This window comes from Homoserinibacter gongjuensis (genome assembly GCF_030161875.1).
In the GTDB taxonomy this organism is placed as follows: domain Bacteria; phylum Actinomycetota; class Actinomycetes; order Actinomycetales; family Microbacteriaceae; genus Homoserinibacter; species Homoserinibacter gongjuensis.
Window position 1 is genome coordinate 1,819,312 of sequence record NZ_BSVA01000001.1, and the last position, 23,647, is coordinate 1,842,958.

Below are 23,647 nucleotides of genomic sequence, written 5' to 3' on the forward strand. Positions count from 1 at the left end.
GTGGCGGTCTCACCGACGGGCCCCTTGGCGGATGGTGCGGCGGTCAGCGAGATCGTCGCCGCGGGAGAGCACAGCTGCGCGATCGCCGATGGGCTGCCGGCCTGCTGGGGGAGCAACATCGGCGGAGCGCTGGGCGACGGCACGGTCATCGGTCGCGCGACGCCCGTCGCGGTCGACGACTCGGCATTCGGCGGCCCCGTCACGGCGCTCGCGACGGGCGACTACAACGGCTGCGCCGTCGCATCCGGGACCGCCGCCTGCTGGGGTGCGGGATCGGAGGGGCGGCTCGGCACCGGTTCGACGGCGTCGAGCACGATCCCGGTTCCGGTCGATGCGACCGGCGGACTCGCGAGGGCCGTGTGCGCGCCCGGGTGGCGCGTGCTCGACGACCCCCGCGCTGCGGTGCGCCGCTCGTGGGCGGCGAGCAGACGGGGTTCGTCGATGACCTCACGCGCGCGGGGCTGCCCCGTGTGGCGACCGCGGTGAGCGCGGGCGACGAGCACAGCTGCGCGATCGCCGGCGGCGTGCCCGTGTGCTGGGGCGGCGGTGCCGACGGCAGCCTCGGCAACGGCTCCACGAGCGACAGCGCGGTGCCCGTCGTGGTGGACCGCGGCGGTGCGCTCGCGGGAACCGTCGCGACCGACATCTCGGTCGGCGCGGGCGTCTCGTGCGCCGTGGCGGATGCGAAGGTCGCCTGCTGGGGCAGCAACTACTCGCGCATGCTCGGCGACGGCGCGACCGCGCAGTACAGCACGGTGCCGGTCGCCGTGACGGGGGCGATCTCGCCGGTGCGGAGGTCGTGCAGGTGGCGGTCGGATACCGGCACGTCTGCGCGCTCACCGTCGACGGCCGGGTGGCCTGCTGGGGCGACAACAGCGAGGGCGGGCTCGGCGACGGCACCCTCACGAACCGTGCGGTTCCCGCCTTCGTGCAGGGTGCACTGGCCGGCAAGACCGTCACTCAGCTCGCGCTGGGCAGCTTTCAGGGCTGCGCTCTCGCCGACGGGCTCGTCTACTGCTGGGGCGGCGGCTATGAAGAAGACGGCGTATTCGACACGCAGCCGAAGCTCGTGCCGGGTCTCAGCGGCGTGACGCAGATCGACGTCGACGGGCGATCCTCCTGCGCGCTCGTGTCTGGCGAGCTGTGGTGCTGGGGCTGGCACGACTACGGCCTCTGGCGCGGGGCGGGATACGAGTTCCCCTTCCGCAGAAGGTTCCGATGACGGGGGCACTCTCGGGCGCCGTGATCACGGACGTCACGATCGGTCAGCACGTGAGCTGCGTCGTCACCGGCGACGAACTCGCCTGCTGGGGTACGCGGGCGGGCGGGGAAGAGATCGTGGACTGGGTGGACGACGGCGCGCTCTCGGCGTCGGGTGCGCCCGAGCGGATATCCGCGGGCTACCAGCACGCGTGCGCGATCGAAGACGGCATCCTCGCCTGCTGGTACGGCTCGACGGCCCTGACGCTGCTCGGACGGACCGGCGTGACCCAGAGCGCGGCACCGGTCGCGGTGGACGCGACGGGCGCGCTCGCGGGCGGCAGCTGCGCGGCCGGCTGGGTGATGACGGCCGCCGAGCGATGCGCGCCCGGGACGGGCATCGACATCAGCTACCGGGTCAGCTACACGAAGCGCGGCTGGGCATCGCCCGCCGTCGATGCCCTCGTCACGTGGGCGGACGCAGGAGGCGCGGAATGAACTCGGTGTGCACGGTCGCGGTCGGCGAGCTCGCGGAGACGGGATCGAGCACGCTCGCGTGGCTCGTGGCCGCGGCCGGGCTGGTGATGCTCGGTGCCCTGGTGCTCGTGATGTGGCGGATGCGGCGGGCGCGCCCGCCGCCGCGGCACTGCTGCTCGTGGGCCTCGTCGCGCTCGCCGTGGCCGGACCGCAGCCGGCGGCACCCGCGCAGGCCGCCGCATCCGACGTCGTCTACAGCGCGGGGTGCTCGCTCATCGAGGTCGACGAGGCGGGCGTGCTGCTCCACCCGGTGACCTCCACGCTGCTGCCGGGCGACAGCGTCATCGCGATCACCGCACCCGTCGCGAGCGCCTTCGCAGGCGAGATCGAGCTCTCGGGGAGGCCGTGCTCGGCACGGGCCTCCTCGCGGCCCAGCTCGTGACCGAGGTGCGCTTCGACGGGGCCGCGGGCCCCGTGACGCTCGCCGCGGGCGAGAGCGTCGTCGTGACCGTGGTCGTCGCGCTCTCGCCTCATGCCGACGACACGGTGCAGGGGCAGGCGGTCGACGTCGAGCTCGTGCTCACGGCGTCCGAGGCGTGAGCCGAAGGGGTTCCGGATGATGGCCCGCCTCCGCGCCGCGGCGATCGCCCTCATCGCGCTCGTGCTGGTCGTCCCGGTGCTCCTGCCCGTGGTGACGGGTCATCGGCTGATCGTCGTCGACGGCGCATCCATGTCGCCCACCTTCGAGATCGGCGATGTGCTGCTGACCGCGGCGCCCACCGGTGACGACCTCGAGGTGGGGCGGATCGTCGTCGTGGGGGAGCCCGGCGCCCTGTACACGCACCGCGTGCTCGAGGTCGATCGTGACGGCGCCGATGTGCGTGCTCGGTTGCAGGGCGACGCCAACACCGTGCCGGATCCCGGATGGGTGCACCAGCGCGAGGTGTTCGCCGTCTACGAGACCCACGTGGCGGGCCTGCCCGCCGTGCTCCTGCGCGGCGCCATCACCCCGCCCGGCACCGTCGTGCTGCTCGCCATCGCCGTCGTGCTGCTGCTCATCGGTGCAGGTGGGGCAGCTCTGCGACCTGCTCGTCGCTCGCGGCGCTCGCCGCAGCGGGCCGACCCGCAGGAAGAACCCGTCCCGTGAACCGCCCCGCGGCGGTCTCGTCGAGGCGCGCCGCGAGCCAGCCGGCGATCCGGTCGAGCTCGGCCTCGTCGAGTTCACGTCCATCGGGGTCGTCGAAGATCGCCACGTCGACCCCACGGCCGCGGGCGGCCGCGGCCGCGTCGACGAGCGGATGCCGGGCGAGCCGCGCGGCGCGGTAGCCGTCGCGCAGGCGCCCCTCGAGCACGACGCACTCCCGCCGCAGCGCGGTGTCGAGCTCGTCCGGTCCCGCGAGCCGCTCGAGCAGATCGCCGATGAGCGCCTCCAGCTCGGCGGTGCGGCCGCGCAGCTCGCGCGAGCTCGCGTCTCGGTAGCTCTCCTCGCGCACGGCGCGCAGCTCCTCGCGGCGCAGGGCCGTGGTGCGGGCGCGCACCCGCAGGATTCCCAGCACGAAGCCGCAGCCGATGCCGACGATCGCGAGCATGCGCGTCGTCGCGGCCACGACATCCGCGCCGTCGTTGTGCTGCACGATGACACCCAGCAGCGTCAAGACGGCGGTGCCGGCGGCGGTGAGCAGCGCGGCACGCGGGCGGCCGCGCATCGCGAGCACGACAAGCACGAAGCCGAGCGAGGCGATGAACCAGACGTCTCCGTAGCGTTCCGGATCGCGTGCGACGGGCAGCCAGCTCACGGCCCCCGTCGTGAGCGTGATCGCGGCGACGAGCGCCGTGCGTCGACGGCTCGGCACGCGCGGGCTCATCGGGCCGAGCACGGCGAAGCCGCTCGCCACTCCCGCGAGGGTGAGCGCGGGCGTCGCCACGTCGCCGGTGCGTAGAGCCGCCAGCACCGCGAGGACGGCCTGGGCGAGCAGCAGCACCGCGACGGCGACGCCGTACAGGCGATCCGCGGCGCCGCGCGCGAGCATCACGGACGCCGTGGCCGGTTGCCCCGGCCCGGGCGGTGGCGTCGTCGCGGGCCGCCAGCCCAGTTCGACCGCGGTGCCTTCGCCGGGCCTCGAGACGAGCCGAGCGGAGCCGCCCGGCAGCGATCGCATCCGACCGAGGATGCTCTCGGCGATGCCCATGCGGTTCGGTGCCACGGCATCGGGATCGAAGCCCTGGCCGTCGTCGTGCACCACGAGGCGCACGCCGTCTCCGTCGCAGTGGAGGGTCACCGTGCGGCGGGTGTCGTCGCCGGCGTGGGCGACGCTGTTCGCGAGGGACTGGCGGGCTGCGGCGAGGAGGGCGATCTCGACGTCGGCGGGCATCGTCGGCGGTGCGCCCGGAACGATGACGAGGCGGGCGTCGGGCGCGAGCTGCGCGACGACGGCGGAGAGTCGCGCGGCGAGACCGGTCTCCGCGGGCCGCGCGGCATCGGCGGTGCCCGGCGCGTCAGGCGCGGCCCTCAGTTCGCGGATGAGTCGTCGGGCACGGGCGGCCTGCCTTCCGACGGCCTCGCGCAGCGATGGCGCAACACGGGCCGCGAGCGCGAGCGTCGAGAGCAGCTCGTCGTGCACGAGCAGGCGCAGGCGCTCCGCCGTGGCCCGCTGCGCCTCATCCGCCGAGCGCCGCGCCGCCGCAGCGGCCGCGACCGCCGTCGCCGCATCGAACTGGCGCGAGGCGGCCACGAACTGTCCGGTGAGCAGCAGGAGGGTCGCGGCGACGAAGAGCGCGAAGGTGTCGTTCGCGATCGCATCCTGGGCGTCCCCGCCCGACACGACCCGGATCACCTGCACGAGCGCGGTCGACGCGCCGAGCCAGACCCACGCCGCGATGCGCCCCCACGCGACGAGCGCTGCCGTCACCGGCGCAGCCGTGACCGTCAGGAACCACGGGATCTGCGCTGCCGGTCCGAGCGCCGGCACCTCGAGCAGCAGGAAGCCGACGAGCAGCACCGCGAACGCGATCGCCGTGCCCGCGTTCAGCGCCCGCAGCATCCGCTTCCCCGACCAGGGGCGCACGCGCCCGCGACGAGTGGAACCGCGATGACCGCCACGAGCGCCGCACGGTAGGCGGGCGGGGCCGACACCGCGTTCGGCAGGCCCGTCGCGAACCCGGCGGCGACGGCTGCGGCGAGGGTCGTCACCGCGATCATCGCGGTCAGGAGGCGCAGCGCGCGGAGCTCGGACGCGATCGGCGCGCGCGAGGCGGGCTTCGTCACGAGGTCGGCGGCGGGAGGAAGCCGTCCTCGAGCCCCCGCTGGTACAGCTCGACCTTCGTGTTGGCCGGCCTTGCGAGCTGCGCGTATACGGTGCGAATGCGGCGGATGTGATCCGCCACCGTGTTCTCGGTGACGTTCAGCCGCTGCGCCACCGCCTTGGCGCCGAGGCCCGTCGCGTAGAGCGCGAGCACCTCCCGCTCGCGCGCCGTGAGGGCGCGCTGCGCAAGGCCGGGTCGGAGTCGACGGCGACGGCCCATTCGGTCGTCGGCACAGGCTCCCCGCGCGCGATGCGTGCGATCACGTCGAGCACCTCGTGGGAGGGCGCCGACTTGCGCACGATGCCGAGCACGCCGCTGCGCGACACCTCGCGCACGAGGTAGGGGTTCTCGGCCGAGGTCAGCACCACCACCTCGGCTCCGCGGCCGCGGAGCGCCTCGACGTTGTCGGCCGGATGCGACCCGTCGCGCAGGTTGAGGTCGAGCACCACCAGATCGGCGCGGACGCCCTGCGCGCGCAACTCGGCCACGGATGCGGCGTGACCGGCGAAGACGAGCTCGTCGTGCGAACTGATCAGCTCGCCCATCGCGAGCGACACCAGCTCGTGATCGTCGACGACCGCCACCCTGACGGGCTCGGCCATGTCATCCTCCCTTGCGGCGAGGCACCCCCGCCCCATGATACGGAGACGGCGTGCGCGGCTGCGCCACTAGACTCGGAGCACAGGGCGCCGAAGGAAGCGGGTAACGGGGAAGTGTCCGGCATCAAGACCAGCGGTCAGAAGCGTCTCGTGCTCATCTCGGGGCGCGCGCACCCTCAACTCGCCGAGGAGGTGGCGGCGGCCCTCGGCACCGAACTCGTCGAGACCGACGCGCGCACCTTCGCCAACGGTGAGATCTATGCCCGGTTCGGGGAGTCGATCCGCGGCACCGACGTCTTCATCATCCAGTCGCACACCTCGCCCATCAACGAGTGGCTCATGGAGCAGCTCATCATGGTGGATGCCGCCAAGCGCGCCAGCGCCAAGCGCATCACCGTCGTGGCCCCGTTCTACCCCTACGCGCGGCAAGACAAGAAGGGCCGGGGGCGGGAGCCCATCTCGGCCCGCCTGGTGGCCGACCTGTTCAAGGCGGCCGGTGCCGACCGCATCATGAGCGTCGACCTGCACGCCGCACAGATCCAGGGCTTCTTCGACGGCCCGGTCGACCACCTCTTCGCGATGCCCGTGCTGCTCGAGCACTTCCAGGGCCACCTCGACCCCTCGACTCTCACGGTCGTCAGCCCCGATATGGGCCGTGTGCGCGTCGCCGACATCTGGAGCGACAAGCTCGGCGCGCCGCTCGCCATCATCCACAAGCGCCGCGACCCGCTCGTGCCCAACCAGGTGAGCGTGCACGAGATCATCGGCCCGGTCGAGGGCCGCACCTGCCTCATCGTCGACGACCTCATCGACACCGGCCGCACGATCGTCAAGGCCGCCGAAGCGCTCAAGGCTCACGGCGCCACGAACGTCGTCGTCGGGGCCACCCACGCGGTGTTCTCCGACCCGGCCACCGAGATCCTGCAGTCCGAGTTCATCGATCAGGTCGTCGTGACCGATACGCTCCCGCTCGCCGACGACAAGCGGTGGGACCGTCTCACCGTGCTGCCGATCGCCCCGCTCATCGCGCGCGCGATCCACGAAGTGTTCGACGACGGCTCGGTGACGTCGATGTTCGACGGCGCCGCCTGATCCGACCTGCTCAGACGTTGACGCCGGGGTTGAGACGACCTTCACCTCGGGGATGAAGCCGAGGAAGCGCAACTGCACCTCGCGCCCGCCGAAGGCGGTGGCGTAGCAGTACCAACCGGGGCCCTCGGCGCCGGTGAGCTCGAAGCGCGCCTCGTAGGCGGCATCCGGTGCCGCCGTCGAGCCGACGATCCGGCAGGCGAGCTCGGCGGTGCGGCTCGCCGTCGTGATGCCGATCAGCACGCCCGGCAGCACGAGCGCGACGATCGCGACCACGACGACGACGCGCTGCATCCGCTGCATGCGCTCGCCGGGAGGCGTGCGCGCCTCGCCCGGCTCGTAGTCGGCGAGCTCGCGGGGATCTCGTCGTCGCTCACTGCACCAGTGTCGCACCGCCGTGCGCGAGCCGCCCAGCTGGTTGAGGAGCCGCGCAGCGAGCCACCCAGCTGGTTGAGGAGCCGCGCAGCGGCGTCTCGAAACCACCGCCGCGTGCTCGCGGCCCCTTCCCGCCCCTCCTGCGCCCCGGTAGCGTCGGGTCATGGCGGCTTCAGCGGATGCGCACCTTCGGCAGCAGCTCACGGAGGCGCTCGACGTCGACGTCGCCCTTGTCAACATCACCGGGCGGGCAACGCTCGAGTCGGCGTACCCGGTGTCGGACCTGGCCGCCGCATCCGTCGCCGCCGCGGGCGCGGCGCTCACGGCGCTCATGGCGTCGGGCGGCATCCCGGGGCTTGCAGCCACCGTGCGCCGCGAGCGTGCCGACGCCTGGTTCCGCGCCGGCGTGCGCCCGGTCGGATGGGTGGCACCCCCGCGTGGGACGACATCGCGGGCGACTACGAGGCATCCGACGCCTGGATCCGCCTGCATACGAACGCGCAGCACCACCGCAACGCCGCACTGCGGGTGCTCGGCGTCGAGGCGGAGCGCGGGGTCGTGGCGCGCGCCGTATCGATCTGGAACGCCGATGAGCTCGAGGCGGCCATCGTCGCCGAGGGCGGGTGCGCGGCCCGGATGCGGCGGCCCGAGGAGTGGCGGCGGCATCCGCAGGGCGAGGCGGTCGGGCAGGAGCCGATCGTGGCGCGCGAGGCCACCGACCCGGATCGTGCCGTGTCGGCCTGGCGCCCGACCCACGAGCGCCCACTCGCCGGGCTGCGCGTGCTCGACCTCACGCGCGTGCTCGCCGGGCCGGTGTCGACGCGGCTGCTCGCGGGTCTCGGTGCCCAGGTGCTGCGCATCGACCCGCCCTCGTGGGATGAACCCGCGCTCGCCCCCGAGATGACGCTCGGCAAGCGCACCTCGCGGCTCGACGCCCTCGATCCCGCCGGGCTCGCCCAGCTGAAGCGTCTGCTCGCCGAGGCCGACGTGGTCGTGCACGGCTATCGCTCCGACGCGCTCGAGCGGATGGGTCTCGGCGAGGAGGTGCGCCGCGCCACCCGGCCGGGGCTCGTCGACGTGTCGCTCGACGCGTACGGCTTCACCGGCCCGTGGGCCACCCGGCGGGGCTTCGACAGTCTCGTGCAGATGTCGGCGGGCATCGCGGATGCCGGCATGCGCGCCGCCGCCGCCGAACGTCCCACGCCGCTCCCCGTGCAGGCCCTCGATCAGGCGACCGGATACCTCATGGCTGCCGCCGTGCTCGCGGGGCTGCGTGATCGTCTCGACCACGGCACCGGGTCGACGGCACGCCTGTCGCTCGCCCGCACGGCGGCGCTGCTCGAAGACGCCCGCGGCCTGCCGCGGGCGACCCCGACGGCCGTCGAGGAGCCCGACGACGGCGAGCTGCTGCAGACGGAGTGGGGTCCGGTACGGGTGCTGCCGGCACCGCTGGAGGTGCCGGGCGTGCGCATCGGGTGGGAGCGGGCGCCGCGAACGTTCGGCAGCGACAACCCCACCTGGTGAGCCTCAGCGCCCGAGCCAGCCCCCGTCGACCGGCAGCACGATCCCCGAGACGTAGTCCGATGCGGCCGAGGCCAGGAACACCGTGGCCCCTGCCAGGTCGCCGCCGACACCCCACCGGCCGGCGGGGATCCGCTCGAGGATCGCCTGCGAACGGGCCGGGTCCTCACGCAGCGCCTGCGTGTTGTCGGTGGCGATGTAGCCGGGGGCGATCGCGTTGACGTTGACCCCGCGCGCCGCCCACTCGTTGGCGAGGGCCTTCGTGAGCCCGGCGATGCCGGACTTCGCCGCGGTGTAGCCGGGCACGTTGATTCCGCCTTGGAAGCTCAAGAGCGACGCCGTGAAGATGATCTTGCCGTGACCCCGCTGCAGCATCGTGCGGCCGAGCGCCTGGGCGAGCACGAACTGGCTCGACAGGTTCACCTGGATCACGCGGTCCCACGACGCCAGCGGATGCTCCGCGGCGGGGGCGCGCTCGATCGTGCCGGCGTTGTTGACGAGGATGTCGACCTGCCGCGCGGCGAGACGTTCACCGAGGGCGACTACGGCATCCGGATCGGCGAAGTCGCACGCGATGCCCTCGAAGTTGCGCCCAGTGGAGGTGACGGCCTTCTCGATCTCGGAGCCGTGCGACTCGAGCGAGGCGCTCACGCCGATGATGTCGGCCCCCGCCTCGGCGAGGGCGGTCGCCATCGCGAAGCCGATGCCTCGACGTGCACCGGTGACGACGGCCGTGCGGCCGCTCAGGTCGAAGAGCTCGTTCATCGCTGCGCCGCTACATCCACGAGGATCTTCATGGCGCGTCCGGTTTCGAGGTCGTCGAAGGCCGAACGCGTCTCGGACAGCTGCACGATGCGCGTGATGAGCGTCTCCGCGGGGATGTCGCCCCGGTTCAGCAGCTCGACCGCCGTCTCGAAGTCGGCGCGCTGGTAGACCCGCGCCCCCAGGATCCGCAGCTCGCGCCAGAAGACGCGCTGCAGGTCGAGTTCGCGCGGCGTCGGGTGGATGGCGACCACCACGAGGGTGCCGCGGACCTTGGCGAGCGAGGTGGCACCGAGCACGGCCGCCGCAGCTCCCGAGACCTCGAACACCACGTCGGCCCCGGCCCGGGAGGTCCACTCCTCGACCCAGGCGACCTGGTCGACGGCTCGAGGATCGAGCGTCGTGAAGCCGAGCTGCTCGGCCTGGGCGCGGCGTGCGGGGTCGAGCTCGATCACGACGACCTCACCCCGAAGGTGCGGGCGACGCTCGCGATGAGCAGGCCGATCGGGCCGCCACCGATCACGACGGCGTGGTCGCCGGGGGCGAGCTCCGAGCGACGCACGTCGTGCACGGCGACGGCGGTCGGCTCGACGAGGGCCGCATGATCGAGGCGCATGCCCTCGGGCAGGCCGACGAGGGTGGCGACCGGCACGTTCCAGTACGCCTGGAGCGAGCCGGGGAGTCGATGCCGATGAAGTCCAGGTTCTGACAGATGTGCCCGTTGCCCGCGAGGCACGCAGGGCAGGTGCCGTCGGCGACGAGCGGCATGACCGTCACACCCTGCCCCACCGACCAGCCCTCGACATCTGCACCGAGGGCGGCGATCGTGCCGCTCATCTCGTGGCCGAAGATCAGCGGGGTGCTGACGCGCGCGTCCATCGCTCCATGCAGGATGTGCAGATCGGTGCCGCACAACCCCGTGTACGCGACGGCCACCTGCACCTCTCCGGGGCCGGGCGGGGCTGGGGGCGCTTCGGCGATCTCGATCGCTCTCTCGCCGATGTAGCTCGCTGTCAGCACGGAGACTCCTTATAGGTCAGATGAATTGCGGCAGCACCCATTCTGCACCGCGAGAGGGAAATTGTCGCCTTGCACGGCAGACGGGCGTGGTTTACGATGATCAAACGTTTGATCAAGTAGTCGCCTCCGGGAGGGCTTCGCACATGACCGCCACAAAGGTCCTACCCCTCGAGGGAATCCTCGTGCTCGACTTCAGCCAGTTCCTGGCCGGGCCGGTCGCTGCGCTGCGCCTGGCCGACCTCGGTGCGCGCGTCATCAAGATCGAACGCCCGGGGGTCGGCGACATCGGTCGAACGCTCGCCTTCGCCGGTCGAACGATCGACGGCGACACCGTCTCGTTCCACGCGATGAACCGCAACAAGGAATCGGTGACCGCGGATCTCAAGTCGGCATCCGACCTCGCCTACGTCAAGCAGCTCGTGGCACGGGCCGACGTGATCATCCAGAATTTCCGCCCGGGGGTCATGGAGCGCATCGGCCTCGACTACGAGGCCGTGCGCGAGCTCAACCCCACGATCGTCTACGCGAGCGCCACGGGCTACGGCACCGAGGGTCCCTGGCGCGACCGCCCGGGCCAGGATCTGCTCGCGCAGTCGATCTCGGGGCTGCCGTGGCTCAACGGATCTCGCGACGACGGCCCCGTGCCCGTGGGCCTCTCGATCGCCGACCACCTGCTCAGCTGTCACCTCGCCCAGGGCGTCACCGCGCTGCTCGTGCGGCGCTTCCGCACCGGGGAGGGCGGGCTGGTCGAGTCGAGCCTGCTCGAATCGGCGCTCGATCTGCAGTTCGAGCTGCTGAGCACGCGCCTCAACGACGACAGCATCCGGGTGCAGCGCGGCGGAGCGCATTCCGCGCACGCCTTCCTCGCTGCGCCCTACGGCACCTACCCGACCTCCGACGGCTACCTCGCCCTCGCGATGAACCCGATCCCCGTGCTCGGCCGACTGCTCGAGCTGCCCGAGCTCGAGCAGCTCACCGACCCCCAGGAGGCCTGGGATCGTCAGGAGGAGATCGAGGCGGTGCTCGCCGAGCGGTTCGCCACCGGCACGACGCAGTCCTGGCTCGACATCCTCGACGCCGCCGACGTGTGGTGCGCGCCCGTGCTGACCCTCGACGAACTGCTGGACTCCGAGGGCTTCGCGGCGATCCGGATGACGCAGCAGGTGGAGCGCGGTGGCGTGCGGATCTCGACGACGCGGGGGCCCATCCGCATCGACGGTGAGGTGCTGACCCACCCCAAGGCGGCGCCGCTGCTGGGTGACGACGACGAGCGCGTGCGTGCGGAGTTCCCGCCCGAGCCGGAGTCGGCGGAGGACCCCTCATGACCGTCGTACTGCGCGGCATCACCTGGGAGCACGCGCGCGGCTACGGCAGTGTCGTCGCAGCGGCCGAGGCGTACCGCGAGGTGGCGCAGGATGTCGAGGTGCGCTGGGAGTACCGCTCGCTGCTCGCCTTCGGGGATCAGCCGCTCGACGAGCTCGTCGAGCACTACGACCTGCTCGTGATCGATCACCCGCATATCCCCTTCGCCGCGGAGCGCGGGCTGCTGCTCCCGCTCGACGGCGCCGGCCACGACGACGAGCTCGCCGTGCTCGCGAGCCAGTCGGTGGGCGTCTCGCACACCTCCTACCGGCACCTCGGTCGGCAGTGGGGCCTCGCCACGGATGCGGCCGCACAGGTCGCCGCCTGGCGCCCCGATCTGATCGACGCACCCCCGCGCGACTGGGACGAGGTGCTCGAACTGGCCGGCGAGGGGCGCGTGCTCTGGCCGGCGAAGCCCGTGGACGCCTTCTCGAGTCTCGTCACGATCGCGGCGAGTCATGGCACCGGGCCGATGCGCGAGCCGGGCCGCTTCCTGCCGCGTGAGGCGGCGCGTGACGCGCTCTCCCTCATGCGGCGTCTCGCGGCGCTCGTGCCGCCCGGCGACCTCACTGCGAACCCGATCGAGGTCTCCGATCGACTCGCGAGCGGCGATCGCTACGCATACAGCCCCCTCCTGTTCGGCTACACGAACTACGCGCGCGAGGGCTTCCGCGAGAATCGGCTGGCCTATGCCGATATCCCGGCAGGCAGCGCGGGCGTCTCGGGCTCGCTGCTGGGCGGCGCCGGGATCGCCGTCTCGGCGCGCACGCGGTATCCGGCCGAGGCCGTGGCCCATGCCTTCTGGCTCGACTCCGCAGCGGTGCAGGAGGGGGTCTACTTCGACGGCGGCGGCCAACCCGGCAACGCGGTGGCCTGGGAATCGGAGCGCACCAACGCTCTCACCCTCGACTTCTTCCGCGGCACCCGGGCCACGCTCGAGGGTGCCTACCTGCGCCCGCGGCATCCCGACTACCCCGAACTGCAGAACGAGGTCGGCGTGCTCGTCACCGACGCGTTGCGGGGCAAGCTGACCGACGATGAGCTGATCGCTCGCCTCGACGAGGCGACCGCACGACACCTGGAGAGCTGACCATGGCCACGATCGACCGCTGGTTCGAGGACATCGAGATCGGGGAGCGCCGCACGACGGTGGGCCGCACCATCACCGAGGCCGATATCGTGCTGCACGCCGGCCAGACTGGCGACTTCTTCCTCATCACATGGATGCCGCCTGGATGGCCACTCAGCCGGCCGGTCAGCGCATCGCGCACGGCACGCTCATCCTTTCCGTCGCGGTCGGGATGACCGCGGGCGACATCAACCCGCAGTCGATGAGCTACGGCTACGACCGCATCCGCTTCATCCGTCCGGTTTTCATCGGCGACACCATCACGGTCACCGCGGAGATCACCGAGAAGGCACCGCATCAGAAGCGCTCCGACGTCGGGCACGTGCACGAGCTCGTCACCGTCGTGAACCAGCACGGCGAGACGGTCATGGTGCTCACCCACCTCTATCTCGTGAACAGGCGCGCCGAGAACTGATCCCTACACTGAGGCCATGGTCACGCTGAGCGACGTCGCCGCGCGCGCGGGCGTCTCGGTCTCGGCGGTGTCGCGCGTGCTGCGGAATGCGCCGAGCACCCGGGTGAGCGCCGAGACACGGCAACGTATCGAGGATGCGGCCCGCGAGCTCGGCTACCGCCCCAACTTCGCGGCGCGGGCGCTCAAGTCGTCGCGCACGAACGTCATCGGACTCGTCGTGCCGGTTGTGACGAACGCGATCTTCGCCGACATCCTCCGCGGCGCGGAGGAGGAGGCGCAGCGGCACGGGTATCTCGTGTTCGTGGCGCGCACCGAGGGGATGATCGACGGCGAGGAGACGATCCCGCGCCTCATCGGCGAGGGTCGCGTCGACGGTGTGCTGTTGCAGGTCGGGGATGCGATGCGTCCCGAGGACCTGCACATCTTTCTGGACGGCGCGCTGCCGCTCGTCGTCATCAACTCCGTGCATCATGGGCACGCCGGTTCGGTCACGCTCGACGACGCCCGCGGGATCCGGATGGCGACGGAGCACCTGATCGGCCTCGGCCACACGCGCATCGGCTTCCTCGGCGGGCTGCCGCGCTCCGACTCGGGGCGCCGACGCGAACAGGGCTTCCGCGAAGCGATGGCGGATGCGGGGCTCGCGATCCCGGACGGCTTCGTCACCCAGCTCGGCTACGAGCCGCGTCAGGGGGCGCGGCGCTCGCGAGTCTCGCGGCACGGGGGAGCGGCCCACCGCGATCGTCGTCGCGAACGTGAACGCGGCCCACGGGGCGCTACTGGAGGCGCGACGGCTCGGTATCGCCGTGCCGCAAGAGCTCTCGATCGCCGCGATGCACGACACCTGGACGGCCGAGAACGCCTGGCCGCCGCTGACCACCGTGCGCATGCCGCTCGTCGAGTTCGGCAGGCAGGCGGTGCGGGATCTGCTCGCGCGGATCGAGACGGGCGTGCTCGTCGACCGTGTGGTGAGCGACCCGGCTCCCGAGCTCGTCGTGCGCGAGTCGACGGCCCCTCCTGGCCGATAGACCTGATCTTTTCCGGTTGTTTCCGCGTAATCCTGCCGATTTGCGGCACCTGATTCCCGATTGATCTAATGTTTGGGTAAAGTGACGTCAGTCGTCGAAAGGACCCAGATGCGGACTCGCGCAACGTCGCGCGGACTCGAGTTCACCGAACTCGGGCTCGGAACGGCCCAGCTGGGCAACCTCTACCGGGAGACCAGCCCGGACGAGGCGGACGCGACCCTCACTGCGGCCTGGGAGGGTGGCATCCGCTACATCGACACCGCACCGCACTACGGCCTGGGCCTCTCGGAGCGCCGCGTCGGCGCCTGGCTGCGAGAGCGTCCGCGCGACGCGTTCGTGCTGTCCACCAAGGTCGGACGACTGCTCGTGCCGAGCCCGGAGACCGCGGGGCAGCAGGACGACGAGGGCTTCGCCGTGCCCGCCGACCGACGACGCGTCTTCGACTTCAGCCGCGACGGGGTGCTGCGCTCGGTCGAGGCCTCGCTCGAACGGCTCGGGCTCGACCGCATCGACGTGCTCTATCTGCACGACCCCGACGACCACTTCGAGCAGGCATCGGGCGAGGGCATCGCCGCGCTCATCGAGCTGCGCGAGCAGGGGTCGTGCGCGCCGTGGGCGCCGGAATGAACGCCGCCGCGCCGCTCGCGGAACTCATCAGGCGCGCGGATGTCGATGTCGTGATGTGCGCCGGTCGCTTCACGCTGCTCGACGCCTCCGCCCTCGAGGACCTGCTGCCGCTCGCGCTCGAGCGCGGCGTCGGGGTGGTCGCGGCGGGCGTCTTCAACTCGGGGCTGCTCGGCCGCTCGCGTCCCTCGCCGGATGCGACCTTCGACTACGGCCCCGTCCCCCGTCACTGCTCGCACGCGCGACACGCATCGCCGAGGTGTGCGAGGCGCACGGCGCGAGCCTCCCCGAGGCGGCGGTGGCGTACGTGCTGCGGCATCCCGCCGTCGTCTCGGTCGTGCTCGGCTCCCGCGGTCGCGCCCAGGTCGAGCAGAACCTCGCCCGCGCCGCCACCCACGTCCCCGATGCACTGTGGGGCGACCTCGCCTCCGCAGGCCTGATTCAGGAGTTCTCTCGATGACCACGATCACCGCCGTCACCGCTCACGATGTACGGTTCCCCACCTCGCTGAGCATGGACGGCTCCGACGCGATGAACAAGGACGGCGACTACTCCGCCGCCTACGTCGTCATCCACACCGACGATCCCGAGCTGAGCGGCTACGGCTTCACCTTCACGATCGGCCGCGGCAACGACCTCTGCGTCGAGGCGGCACGACAGCGCGGCCTGCCGCTGGTGGGCCGCTCGGTCGAGGATGCCGTCGCCGACCTCGGCGGCGTCTACCGCGAGCTCTCCTCCGACTCCCAGCTGCGCTGGCTCGGCCCCGAGAAGGGTGTCGTGCACCTCGCGATGGCCGCCGTCATGAACGCCATGTGGGATCTCGCGGCGCGGGTGGCCGGCAAGCCGCTGTGGCGTCTGCTGGCCGAGATGACGCCCGAGCAGCTCGTCGACGCCGCCGACCTGCGCTACCTCTCCGACGCGCTCACCCGCGAGGAGGCCATCGCGATCCTCGCCGAGAAGATGCCGACGCGGGCGCAGCGCATCGCCGAACTGGATGCGCAGGGCGGCTACCCCTGCTACACGACGAGCGCCGGCTGGCTCGGCTACTCGGACGAGAAGCTGCGCCGACTGCTGCAGGAGGCCGTCGACGAGGGCTACCAGCACGTCAAGCTCAAGGTGGGTGCGGATCTCGACGATGACATCCGCCGGCTGCGTATCGCGCGCGAGGTGATCGGCTGGGATGCGAAGCTCATGATCGACGCCAATCAGGTGTGGGACGTGCCGCAGGCGATCGACTGGGTGGGGCGGCTCGCCGAGTTCGAGCCCATGTGGATCGAGGAGCCCACGAGCCCCGACGACGTGCTGGGCCACGCGGCGATCCGCCGGGCGGTCGCGCCCATCGGTGTGGCCACCGGAGAGCACGGGATGAACCGCGTGCTGTTCAAGCAGATGTTCCAGGCCGAGGCGATCGATTACTGCCAGCTCGACTCGGCGCGGCTCGCGAGCGTCAACGAGATCCTGTCGGTCTACCTCATGGCCCACAAGTTCGGGGTGCCGGTGTGCCCGCACGCGGGCGGCGTGGGGCTGTGCGAGCTCGTGCAGCACCTATCGATCTTCGACTACGTGTGCGTCTCGGGCACCCTCGAGAACCGCGTCACCGAGTTCGTCGATCACCTGCACGAACACTTCGTCGACCCGTGCATCGTCGAGAACGGGCACTACGTGCTGCCCCAGCAGCCGGGGTACAGCGCCCAGATGCACGATGCATCGCTCGCCGAGTACACCTTCCCGGGTGGGAGCTACTGGACGGGACGCTAAGCCGAGACGCTCGGATCAGTGGGCTTCGGGATCCTCGCCGGCATGCGCCGCACTGAACTGCTCGACCCCCAGCAGGTGCGTCGACATGCGGATGCGGGCGCGGCCCGGATCCCGGCGCACGAGCTCGTCGAAGATGGCGCGGTGCTCGCCCTGCGTCTCGCGCACCGAGCCGCGGTTGCTGATCGCGCGCCACAGCCGCGCGCGGAAAGTACGGCCGACGAGCGCGTCGATGAGCGCTGCGAGCGGTGGGTTGCCGCTCGCGAGGGCGATCGCGCGGTGGAACTCGGTGTCGGCCTGGATGAACTCCTCGAGGTCCATCTCGTCCTCGTTCTCGAGCGCTCGGTCGACGCGGCCGAGGATCTCGTCGAGGTTCTCGAGGTCGGCGTCGGTGAGGCGGGTCGCGGCGAGCGAGACGCTCTCGGCCTCGAGCACGCGTCGCACCGCGAGCAGGTCGGCGGCGTGCGCGGGCTGCTGCAGGTCGGCCAGGAACCCGAGCGGACTCAACAGCACCGCCGGGTCGAGGGCCGTCACGTAGGTGCCGTCGCCCTGTCGCGTCTCGAGCACCCCGAGCGTTGCGAGGGCGCGCACGCCCTCACGCAGCGAGCCACGGGAGACACCCAGCAGCGAGGCCAGGTCGCGCTCGATGGGCAGACGGGAGCCGGGCTTCAGCTCGCCACGCGTGAGCATGCCCTTGATGCTCTCGATGACGACATCGGTCTGCGATCGGGCACCAGGTACGGACTCGGCCATGCCGATGATCCTATGCGTAGCGAGCGGTATCATCCGATCAATTCTTGTGATCAATCGTTTGATCACCTAGCATGGCGGTCAAACGTCCGATCTGAGCCGAAGAAGTCGAAGATGAATGACCTCGCCGCAACCGTCCGAGCAGTACGGCCCGTGCTGCTCTCGCACCGCTACGCACCCGGTGAGGAGCTCGTCTGGGTCGGCGGCACCATCCACTCCTGGGATGCCGCGCTCGTCGAGGTCGAGCTCAGCGACGGCACTCGAGGTATCGGTGAGGCGGGGGCCGGCATCATGGCGGCGACCGCGGTGCCCGGCATCGTGGACGCCCTGCGCCCCTACCTGCTCGACGTGCCCTTTGCGGGGCCGCTCGACGTTGCCGACCACCTGCGCGCCTACACCGCCTTCTGGTCACGCGGGGGACTGCTGGGCGGCGTCATCGGCGCGGTCGAGCTCGCCGTACTGGATGCCGTGGCGAAGCGCGAGGGTGCCCGCCTACGAGGTGCTCGGCGGGGCCGCACGACCGCGCATCGAGGCCTACTCGAGCGGCGGGCTCGGCACGACCTTCGAGGAGGTCGCGGCGTGGGCGGATGCCCAGTTCGCCGCGGGCTTCGGCACCGTCAAGTTCCGCGCCATGTCCGACCCCGACACGACGATCCGGCTGCTCGACCATGTGGTCGCACGGCTGCCGGAGGACGCTCGCTTCGTGATCGACGCCGTGCAGGCGTGCGCGTCGGCTCCGTGGTCGATCGACGACGCGATCCGGGTGGGTCAGCGGGCGGCCGAGCTGGGAGCGCGCTGGTACGAGGAGCCGTGCCAGGCCGATGACGTCGCCGGATTCGCGCGCGTGCGCGCCTCGCTCGACGTGCCGGTCTCGGGGTCGAGTCCAACGGAACCGTGCGCGAGTTCGCCGAGCTCATCGCGGCTGGCGGCGTCGACATCGCCCAACCCGACGCAACCTTCGTGGGCGGTCCGCGTGCGTTCTCCCGGGTCGCGGCGCTCGCCGCGGAGGCCGGCATCGCGTGCGTGCCGCACGTCTGGGGCAGTGGGGTCACCTTCGCGGCCAATCTGCACACGGTGCTCGCGGAGCCCACCGTCGAGCTCTTCGAGTACTGCACTCTTCCCAACCCGCTGCGCGATGCGCTGCAGGTGGAACCGGTCGACTTCGTCGACAGCACGATCGGGGCGCCGACCGCTCCGGGCCTCGGTGTCCGATTGACGGAGGACATCGAGCGCGAGTTCGCATTCCGTCCTGGAGGTGGTCATGTCATCCGCTGAGTCCGGCTTCACCCCGCAGCCCGGAGACGACAGGCTCTCGACGGCGATCCTGAGCGACTCGTGCGACGCCGTCGGGCTGCGTCATCAGGTGCTGCTTGAGAGACTCGCGCCCCTCGTGCCGGGGTCGCGTGCCATCGGCCGTGCCCGCACGACGCGCTTCGCTCCGGCCTTCGAGGCCGACGCCGACGATCCCTACCGTGAGGCGATCGAGGCGATCGACGGACTGCGTGCGGGACAGTTCGCCGTGATCGCGACCGACTCCAACAACGACTCCGCGTTCTGGGGCGAGCTCTTCAGCGCCGCGGCGATCGGCGCGGGAGCGGTAGGCGTGCTCACCGACGGCAACCTGCGCGATACCGACCGGGTGGCCGCGCTCGGGTTCCCCGCGTTCTCGCGGTCGCGTCGCCCGATCGATTTCCGCGGCCGGATGCGCGTCGTCGGCCAGGACGTCTCCGTCGTCGTCAGCGGCGTGCGCATCGACCCGGGCGACCTCGTGATGGCGGACGACGACGGCGTCGTGGTCGTGCCGCGCGCCCACGAGGATGAAGTGCTGGCCCTCGCGCGCGAACGCGCCTCGCGGGAATCCACCGTGCTCGCCGAGCTGTTGGCGGGCGAATCCCTCCGTACCGTCTGGAACCGTCACCGAGTGCTCTGAGGAGTCCCTATGCCCTTCCCCGTCATCGACAGCCACCAGCACGTGTGGGATCCCTCGCGCGCCGCCTACGACTGGCTCGGTCCCGAGCTGTCGCCCATCGACCGGGCCATCGGCTTCGAGGAGGTGCAGCCGGAGCTGCAGGCGGCGGGCGTCGACTTCACCGTTCAGGTGCAGTCCGCCGACAACCCCGAGGACACCGAGCTCATGCGGGAATCCGCGGCCCGGCATCCGGAGGTCGCCGGCATCGTGGGGTACGCGCCCATCGACGATCCCGGCGCGTGCGCCCGCACGATCCAGTCCTGGCAGGGCGACCCGCTCATGGTCGGGGTGCGCACGCTCATCCACACCCAGCCCGACCCCGAGTGGCTGCTGCGGCCGGAGGTGGGCGAGGGCCTCGCGTTGCTGGAAGAGGCAGGTCTCAGCTACGACGTCGTCGCGGTGCTGCCGCGGCACCTCGAGCTCGTGCCGATCATCGCCGAGCGGTATCCCCAGCTGCGCCTCGTGATCGACCACCTCGCGAAGCCCCCGATCGGTCTCGAAGCTCGGGAGCCCTGGTGGGGGCTCATCGCGGGGGCCGCGGAGTACCCCAACGTGTACGCGAAGATCAGCGGACTGTACTCGGCGACGGCGGATTCCGGCGCGTGGACGACCGACTCGGTGCGCCCCTTCGTGGAGCGCGCGCTCGAGGTGTTCGGAGCCACCCGCCTGATGTACGGGGGCGACTGGCCCATCTCGGTGCTCTCGGGTGGCTACACGCGCGTCTGGAACGGCCTGCGTCCGATCTTCGACGCGCTCGCGCCCGCTGATCGAGAGCAGATCCTCGGGCGCACGGCGGCGGAGTTCTACCGCCTGTCGGCGGAGCGACTCGGCCAGTAATTGAGCAGATCATCCGATCTCTAGGGAGGTATATGCCCGAATATGCCGCAAGTGTCGGCACGTGATTCCACATTCGTCAGATCTCTTGTAGTATCAGGTCCACCGCGGCGCGATGCCTGCGCCCGTCCACACCAAGGAGTGTCAATGAAGACCACGAGGTTCCTCTCGGCGAGCGGGGCGATGGCCGTGCTCGCTGCCGCAGCGCTCGTCATGTCCGGGTGCTCAGCCGACGCCGGGGGCGGCGGCGGCGAACAGACTGATTCCGGCGGCAAGATCACCGTCTGGGTCGACCCGCCCCGCGTTCCCGCCGCAGAGGCGTTCCAGCAGGCCTACCCCGACATCGAGATCGATGTCGTGCAGATCGACGGCACCGTCGGTGGCAAGACCGTCAAGCAGTCCTTCGCGAACTTCGACTCGGCCGGCTCGGGATGGCCCGACGCCATCTTCTTCCCGTCGAACGATGACATCGCCTGGGCGACCAACTCGACGAGCAACTACGCCGCCGATCTCACCGACCTGCTGCCCGACGTCATCAAGGGGTACGACCCCGCGGTGCTGTCGTTCTGCGACATCGACGGCAAGATCCGCTGCCTGCGCAACGACGCCGCGCCCGACGTCTTCTGGTACAACAAGAAGTTCTTCGACGACAACGGCTACACGCTGCCGACCACGTGGGAGGAGTACGGCGACCTCGCCGTCAAGATCGCCGCCGAGCACCCTGGAAAGATCAGCGGTTTCCTGGGCGATGCCTACGCGATCAACCGTTACCTCCAGGAGCGAACTGCCCGACGAACGAGCGCGTGTCGGAGTCCGAGGCGCACATCGACCTCTCCGACCCGAACTGCGTGCGGGCGACCGAGCTGCTCACCAAGATGTACGACGGCAAGGCGCTCTCGACCCAGGGCATCTTCGATGGTGACGCGGCCGAGGCCGGCGTCAACCTCGTGATGAGCCCCGGTGCGGTGTGGTGGGGCAACTACCTCTTCCGTGACACCTGGAAGATCCCCGCGGGTGAGATGAGCGCAGCGGCGCCTCTGGCCTGGAAGGGCGAGTCTGCGCCGTCGACCGGCAACGAAGGCGGTGGCCTGTGGGGCGTCTCGTCGCACATCACCGGCAAGCAGCTCGAGAACGCGTTGACCTTCGCGACCTTCGTGGCAACCGACCCGCGTTGGCAGGTCGACCTGTCGACCGGCCTTCCCGGCTACGGCCCCGTGCAGGACGACTGGCTCGCCAAGATGGAGGCCGACGCCTACTTCGCCGACATCCCGGGTACCCAGGCGGCCTTCAAGGAGGGTGCGGCCGCTGTGATGCCGTACTCCTACATGCTGTACGACACGGGTTCGGTCTGGACCGAGAAGGTGAGCCCGACGCTCATCGCCGGCGGCTCGATGCAGGACGCCATCGAGGCGTTCGGCGAAGAGCTCGTCAACCAGGCCAAGTCGGTGGGCTACACCGTCAAGTAATCGAACGCGGTGTGGGGGCGTCCGCCTGGCGGGCGCCCCCGCACCACGACACCGCGATACACACATCGAAGAGGATGACGAGAATGACATCGGCGATCGACGTCGACCGCACGGGCCGCCCTCCACGTGCCTCCCGGCGCAAGGCCCCCATCGGGTCGAGGCGCGAGGCGCCCTCATCCTGCTCAGCCCCTACATCCTGCTGTTCCTCGTGGCCGCGGCCATCCCGATCGGCTACGCCTTCTGGATCAGTCTGCAGAAGGCGCCCACGCTCGTGAACCCGCAGGCCGGGTTCGGGGGCTCGAGTCGTTCGTCACCGCCGTCACCGACTATCGGTTCTTCGGCACCTTCGTGAACATCTTCACGGTCATGGCCATCTGGCTGCCGATCATGATCATCGGCATCGTGGGGCTCGCCCTGCTCGTGCACGCGAGCCCGAGCCGCTTCGGCGGCGCGATGCGCTTCATCTACTACATCCCCGGGGCACTCGCGGGGATCGCGAACTTCGTGCTCTGGGTCTACCTGCTGCACCCGACGCAGTCGCCCATCGCCTTCCTCTGGCAGGACCTCGGGCTGACGACCCTCAAGCAGGTCGTCACGACGGGCAACATGCCGATGATCCTCACCGCGATGCTGTTCTTCCAGGGGCTCGGCACCTGGATCGTCATCGTCAACGGCGGGCTCAACGGCATCCCCGACGAGATCTTCGAGGCCGCCGCCCTCGACGGTGCCAACGCGTGGCAACTCGCCTGGCGCGTCAAGCTCCCGCTCATACGGCCCTGGGTCGGCTATGCGGCCCTCATGAATCTTGCGTACGGGTTCCAGCTCTTCCTCGAGCCCTATCTGATGCGCCAGATCTCCGCGGGCTCGATCGACAGCGAGTGGGCACCCACGCAGCTCGGCTACGCCTTCGCGTTCACCAACCGCAACTTCCCCGCGGCGGCGGCGATGTCGATCATCCTGCTCGTCATCACCCTCGCCATCGGCGTGATCATCGTGTTCCGCAGCGGCCTCTTCGGCGAAGGCAAGGAGAACGCCCGATGAGCACGCACGAGACGAGGCGAGTCGCCGGAGCAACCCCGTGGTCGGCGGGCCGCATCGCCCGCATCGTCGTGATGCTCGCGGTCGCGCTGTTCTTCATCCTGCCGATCGTGGGCTTCATCGCCATGGCCTTCCGCAGCCAGGAGGGCATCGAAAGCGGCGCGGACGGCTTCCTCGGCCTCGGTGGGATGTCGCTCGAGAACGTCATCTACAGCTGGGGTCAGCTGCTCGGCTTCGGGCCGGCGGGCGGCGGGGTCTTCGTGCGCTGGATCCTCAACTCGCTCATCGTCTCGGTCGTAGGCGGCGTGCTCGCACTCGTCGCCGCCCTGCCCGCGGGTTACGCGCTCGCTCGCTTGCGGTTCCGGATGCGTCGGGCCTGGTTGTTCGCCACGCTGCTCGCGATGGTGATGCCGAACACCGTGCTCGTCATCCCGCTCTTCCTCGAGGTGAACGCCATCGGGGCCATCGGACAGCTCTGGCCCGTCGCCGTGATCATGGGCTTCTTCCCGTTCGGCGTGTATCTCAGCTACATCCACTTCATGACGACGATGCCGCCCGAGCTCGTCGAAGCCGCCCGGATCGACGGGCTCGGCGAGGTGCGGATCTTCTTCCAGGTGGCGCTGCCCATCGCGAAGCAGGTCACGGCGCTCATCGCGTTCTTCTCGTTCGTGGCGAACTGGACCAACTTCTTCCTGCCGCTCGCGCTGCTCACCTCGAGCCAGAACAACAAGACGATCTCGATCGGCATCCAGGAGCTCATCGGCGCCAGCCCCTGTTCAACGCGACCGTCGCCGCGGGGCTCGACGTCAAGCTCTACATGCCGCAGCTCGCTCTCGCCACGGTGATCTCGATGCTTCCGCTGCTCGCCGTCTTCCTCGGCGCGCAGCGCTTCCTGATCCGCGGCCAGACCGTCGGAGCCGTGAAGGGGTGA

The 23,647-nt window shown here is 70.8% G+C and carries 31 protein-coding genes and 4 pseudogenes; 25 read left to right on the top strand and 10 right to left on the bottom strand.

Annotated elements, in window-relative coordinates:
• The 6 genes from QQK29_RS09840 to QQK29_RS09865 all read left to right on the top strand — a co-directional run bounded on the left by QQK29_RS09840 (position 1) and on the right by QQK29_RS09865 (position 2,824).
• The gene (locus tag QQK29_RS09840) at positions 1–486 is read left to right on the top strand and encodes an RCC1 domain-containing protein (protein WP_284299912.1); all 486 of its coding nucleotides are present in this window, start codon (positions 1–3) and stop codon (positions 484–486) included.
• A gap of 319 nt (positions 487–805) precedes the next feature.
• Positions 806–1,222 (top strand): RCC1 domain-containing protein, encoded by a 417-nt coding sequence (locus tag QQK29_RS09845; protein ID WP_284299914.1) that lies wholly within the window; start codon positions 806–808, stop codon positions 1,220–1,222.
• Positions 1,219–1,698, top strand: coding sequence for an RCC1 domain-containing protein (locus tag QQK29_RS09850; RefSeq protein ID WP_284299916.1), 480 nt, complete (start codon positions 1,219–1,221; stop codon positions 1,696–1,698). The genes QQK29_RS09845 and QQK29_RS09850 overlap by 4 nt, the downstream gene beginning before the upstream one ends.
• A gap of 112 nt (positions 1,699–1,810) precedes the next feature.
• On the top strand, positions 1,811–2,119 hold the full coding sequence (locus QQK29_RS09855; RefSeq protein WP_284299918.1) for a hypothetical protein: 309 nt from the start codon (positions 1,811–1,813) through the stop codon (positions 2,117–2,119).
• Complete coding sequence (locus QQK29_RS09860; protein ID WP_284299920.1) at positions 2,083–2,277, top strand: hypothetical protein; 195 nt, start codon at positions 2,083–2,085, stop codon at positions 2,275–2,277. The genes QQK29_RS09855 and QQK29_RS09860 overlap by 37 nt, the downstream gene beginning before the upstream one ends.
• 16 nt (positions 2,278–2,293) lie before the next feature.
• Entirely contained in the window at positions 2,294–2,824 is a 531-nt protein-coding gene (locus QQK29_RS09865; protein ID WP_284299921.1) for a signal peptidase I, read from the top strand.
• Here QQK29_RS09865 and QQK29_RS09870 read toward each other — a convergent pair.
• Genes QQK29_RS09870 through QQK29_RS09885 form a run of 4 tightly spaced genes read right to left on the bottom strand, consistent with a single transcriptional unit; the run spans position 2,733 to position 5,582 of the window.
• Positions 2,733–4,718, bottom strand: a complete 1,986-nt coding sequence (locus QQK29_RS09870; protein WP_284299924.1) for a sensor histidine kinase — start codon at positions 4,716–4,718, stop codon at positions 2,733–2,735. The genes QQK29_RS09865 and QQK29_RS09870 overlap by 92 nt on opposite strands.
• The gene (locus tag QQK29_RS09875; protein ID WP_284299926.1) at positions 4,703–4,942 is read right to left on the bottom strand and encodes a hypothetical protein; all 240 of its coding nucleotides are present in this window, start codon (positions 4,940–4,942) and stop codon (positions 4,703–4,705) included. Before QQK29_RS09875 ends, QQK29_RS09870 begins: the two co-directional genes overlap by 16 nt.
• Positions 4,939–5,133: a LuxR C-terminal-related transcriptional regulator gene (locus tag QQK29_RS09880; RefSeq protein ID WP_431308680.1), complete on the bottom strand. Its 195-nt coding sequence runs from the start codon at positions 5,131–5,133 to the stop codon at positions 4,939–4,941. The genes QQK29_RS09875 and QQK29_RS09880 overlap by 4 nt, the downstream gene beginning before the upstream one ends.
• The gene (locus QQK29_RS09885) at positions 5,079–5,582 is read right to left on the bottom strand and encodes a response regulator (protein ID WP_284299930.1); all 504 of its coding nucleotides are present in this window, start codon (positions 5,580–5,582) and stop codon (positions 5,079–5,081) included. The genes QQK29_RS09880 and QQK29_RS09885 overlap by 55 nt, the downstream gene beginning before the upstream one ends.
• 111 nt (positions 5,583–5,693) lie before the next feature.
• Here QQK29_RS09885 and QQK29_RS09890 point away from each other — a divergent pair, with 111 nt between their 5' ends.
• The 3 genes from QQK29_RS09890 to QQK29_RS09900 all read left to right on the top strand — a co-directional run bounded on the left by QQK29_RS09890 (position 5,694) and on the right by QQK29_RS09900 (position 8,567).
• Positions 5,694–6,671 carry a ribose-phosphate diphosphokinase gene (locus tag QQK29_RS09890; RefSeq protein ID WP_284299932.1) on the top strand — a complete coding sequence of 326 codons (978 nt, stop codon included), beginning with the start codon at positions 5,694–5,696 and terminating at the stop codon, positions 6,669–6,671.
• Between the two features lie 208 nt (positions 6,672–6,879).
• On the top strand, positions 6,880–7,011 hold the full coding sequence (locus tag QQK29_RS09895) for a hypothetical protein (protein WP_284299934.1): 132 nt from the start codon (positions 6,880–6,882) through the stop codon (positions 7,009–7,011).
• A 452-nt stretch (positions 7,012–7,463) separates the two neighbouring features.
• Positions 7,464–8,567: a CoA transferase gene (locus QQK29_RS09900; RefSeq protein ID WP_284299936.1), complete on the top strand. Its 1,104-nt coding sequence runs from the start codon at positions 7,464–7,466 to the stop codon at positions 8,565–8,567.
• Between the two features lie 3 nt (positions 8,568–8,570).
• Here QQK29_RS09900 and QQK29_RS09905 read toward each other — a convergent pair whose 3' ends face one another.
• The 4 genes and pseudogenes from QQK29_RS09905 to QQK29_RS09920 all read right to left on the bottom strand — a co-directional run.
• Entirely contained in the window at positions 8,571–9,329 is a 759-nt protein-coding gene (locus QQK29_RS09905; protein WP_284299938.1) for an SDR family oxidoreductase, read from the bottom strand.
• Complete coding sequence (locus QQK29_RS09910; RefSeq protein WP_284299940.1) at positions 9,326–9,781, bottom strand: zinc-binding dehydrogenase; 456 nt, start codon at positions 9,779–9,781, stop codon at positions 9,326–9,328. The genes QQK29_RS09905 and QQK29_RS09910 overlap by 4 nt, the downstream gene beginning before the upstream one ends.
• A complete protein-coding gene (locus tag QQK29_RS09915; RefSeq protein WP_284302058.1) occupies positions 9,778–9,978 on the bottom strand; it encodes a hypothetical protein in 201 nt (66 codons plus the stop codon). The genes QQK29_RS09910 and QQK29_RS09915 overlap by 4 nt, the downstream gene beginning before the upstream one ends.
• A gap of 92 nt (positions 9,979–10,070) precedes the next feature.
• Positions 10,071–10,346 (bottom strand): annotated as a pseudogene (locus QQK29_RS09920) (alcohol dehydrogenase catalytic domain-containing protein); the annotation flags it as partial.
• Positions 10,347–10,489: 143 nt separating this feature from the next.
• On the opposite strand from QQK29_RS09920, the gene QQK29_RS09925 reads away from it, so the two are divergent.
• From QQK29_RS09925 to QQK29_RS09955, 7 genes and pseudogenes are all read left to right on the top strand, one after another.
• Entirely contained in the window at positions 10,490–11,671 is a 1,182-nt protein-coding gene (locus QQK29_RS09925) for a CaiB/BaiF CoA transferase family protein (protein ID WP_284299942.1), read from the top strand.
• Positions 11,668–12,798 (top strand): extracellular solute-binding protein, encoded by a 1,131-nt coding sequence (locus QQK29_RS09930; RefSeq protein WP_284299944.1) that lies wholly within the window; start codon positions 11,668–11,670, stop codon positions 12,796–12,798. The genes QQK29_RS09925 and QQK29_RS09930 overlap by 4 nt, the downstream gene beginning before the upstream one ends.
• A 2-nt stretch (positions 12,799–12,800) precedes the next feature.
• Positions 12,801–13,013 (top strand): hotdog family protein, encoded by a 213-nt coding sequence (locus tag QQK29_RS09935; protein ID WP_284299946.1) that lies wholly within the window; start codon positions 12,801–12,803, stop codon positions 13,011–13,013.
• Positions 12,944–13,252 (top strand): MaoC family dehydratase, encoded by a 309-nt coding sequence (locus QQK29_RS09940; RefSeq protein WP_284299948.1) that lies wholly within the window; start codon positions 12,944–12,946, stop codon positions 13,250–13,252. The genes QQK29_RS09935 and QQK29_RS09940 overlap by 70 nt, the downstream gene beginning before the upstream one ends.
• Before the next feature lie 16 nt (positions 13,253–13,268).
• Positions 13,269–14,280: pseudogene (locus QQK29_RS09945) on the top strand (LacI family DNA-binding transcriptional regulator).
• 108 nt (positions 14,281–14,388) lie between these two features.
• Positions 14,389–15,364, top strand: a pseudogene (locus QQK29_RS18660) (aldo/keto reductase).
• Positions 15,361–16,662 (top strand): L-fuconate dehydratase, encoded by a 1,302-nt coding sequence (locus QQK29_RS09955; RefSeq protein ID WP_284299952.1) that lies wholly within the window; start codon positions 15,361–15,363, stop codon positions 16,660–16,662. The pseudogene QQK29_RS18660 and the gene QQK29_RS09955 overlap by 4 nt, the downstream one beginning before the upstream one ends.
• A 15-nt stretch (positions 16,663–16,677) precedes the next feature.
• Here QQK29_RS09955 and QQK29_RS09960 read toward each other — a convergent pair whose 3' ends face one another.
• A complete protein-coding gene (locus tag QQK29_RS09960) occupies positions 16,678–17,412 on the bottom strand; it encodes a FadR/GntR family transcriptional regulator (protein ID WP_284299954.1) in 735 nt (244 codons plus the stop codon).
• Between the two features lie 167 nt (positions 17,413–17,579).
• A complete protein-coding gene (locus tag QQK29_RS09965) occupies positions 17,580–17,726 on the bottom strand; it encodes a hypothetical protein (RefSeq protein ID WP_284299956.1) in 147 nt (48 codons plus the stop codon).
• Between the two features lie 314 nt (positions 17,727–18,040).
• On the opposite strand from QQK29_RS09965, the pseudogene QQK29_RS17965 reads away from it, so the two are divergent.
• The 9 genes and pseudogenes from QQK29_RS17965 to QQK29_RS10005 form a co-directional block, all read left to right on the top strand.
• Positions 18,041–18,187: pseudogene (locus QQK29_RS17965) on the top strand (mandelate racemase/muconate lactonizing enzyme family protein); the annotation flags it as partial.
• 56 nt (positions 18,188–18,243) lie between these two features.
• Positions 18,244–18,684 (top strand): enolase C-terminal domain-like protein, encoded by a 441-nt coding sequence (locus tag QQK29_RS09970; protein ID WP_348533917.1) that lies wholly within the window; start codon positions 18,244–18,246, stop codon positions 18,682–18,684.
• Positions 18,671–19,339: an RraA family protein gene (locus QQK29_RS09975; RefSeq protein ID WP_284299958.1), complete on the top strand. Its 669-nt coding sequence runs from the start codon at positions 18,671–18,673 to the stop codon at positions 19,337–19,339. The genes QQK29_RS09970 and QQK29_RS09975 overlap by 14 nt, the downstream gene beginning before the upstream one ends.
• Before the next feature lie 9 nt (positions 19,340–19,348).
• Positions 19,349–20,215, top strand: a complete 867-nt coding sequence (locus tag QQK29_RS09980; protein WP_284299960.1) for an amidohydrolase family protein — start codon at positions 19,349–19,351, stop codon at positions 20,213–20,215.
• A gap of 144 nt (positions 20,216–20,359) precedes the next feature.
• The gene (locus tag QQK29_RS09985) at positions 20,360–21,163 is read left to right on the top strand and encodes an ABC transporter substrate-binding protein (protein WP_284299962.1); all 804 of its coding nucleotides are present in this window, start codon (positions 20,360–20,362) and stop codon (positions 21,161–21,163) included.
• A complete protein-coding gene (locus QQK29_RS09990; protein WP_284299964.1) occupies positions 21,061–21,678 on the top strand; it encodes a hypothetical protein in 618 nt (205 codons plus the stop codon). The genes QQK29_RS09985 and QQK29_RS09990 overlap by 103 nt, the downstream gene beginning before the upstream one ends.
• Positions 21,679–21,886: 208 nt before the next feature.
• A complete protein-coding gene (locus QQK29_RS09995) occupies positions 21,887–22,030 on the top strand; it encodes a hypothetical protein (RefSeq protein ID WP_284299965.1) in 144 nt (47 codons plus the stop codon).
• Entirely contained in the window at positions 22,027–22,719 is a 693-nt protein-coding gene (locus tag QQK29_RS10000) for a carbohydrate ABC transporter permease (RefSeq protein ID WP_284299967.1), read from the top strand. Before QQK29_RS09995 ends, QQK29_RS10000 begins: the two co-directional genes overlap by 4 nt.
• Positions 22,716–23,561: a carbohydrate ABC transporter permease gene (locus QQK29_RS10005; protein ID WP_284299969.1), complete on the top strand. Its 846-nt coding sequence runs from the start codon at positions 22,716–22,718 to the stop codon at positions 23,559–23,561. Before QQK29_RS10000 ends, QQK29_RS10005 begins: the two co-directional genes overlap by 4 nt.
• The last annotated feature ends 86 nt before the right edge of the window (positions 23,562–23,647 follow it).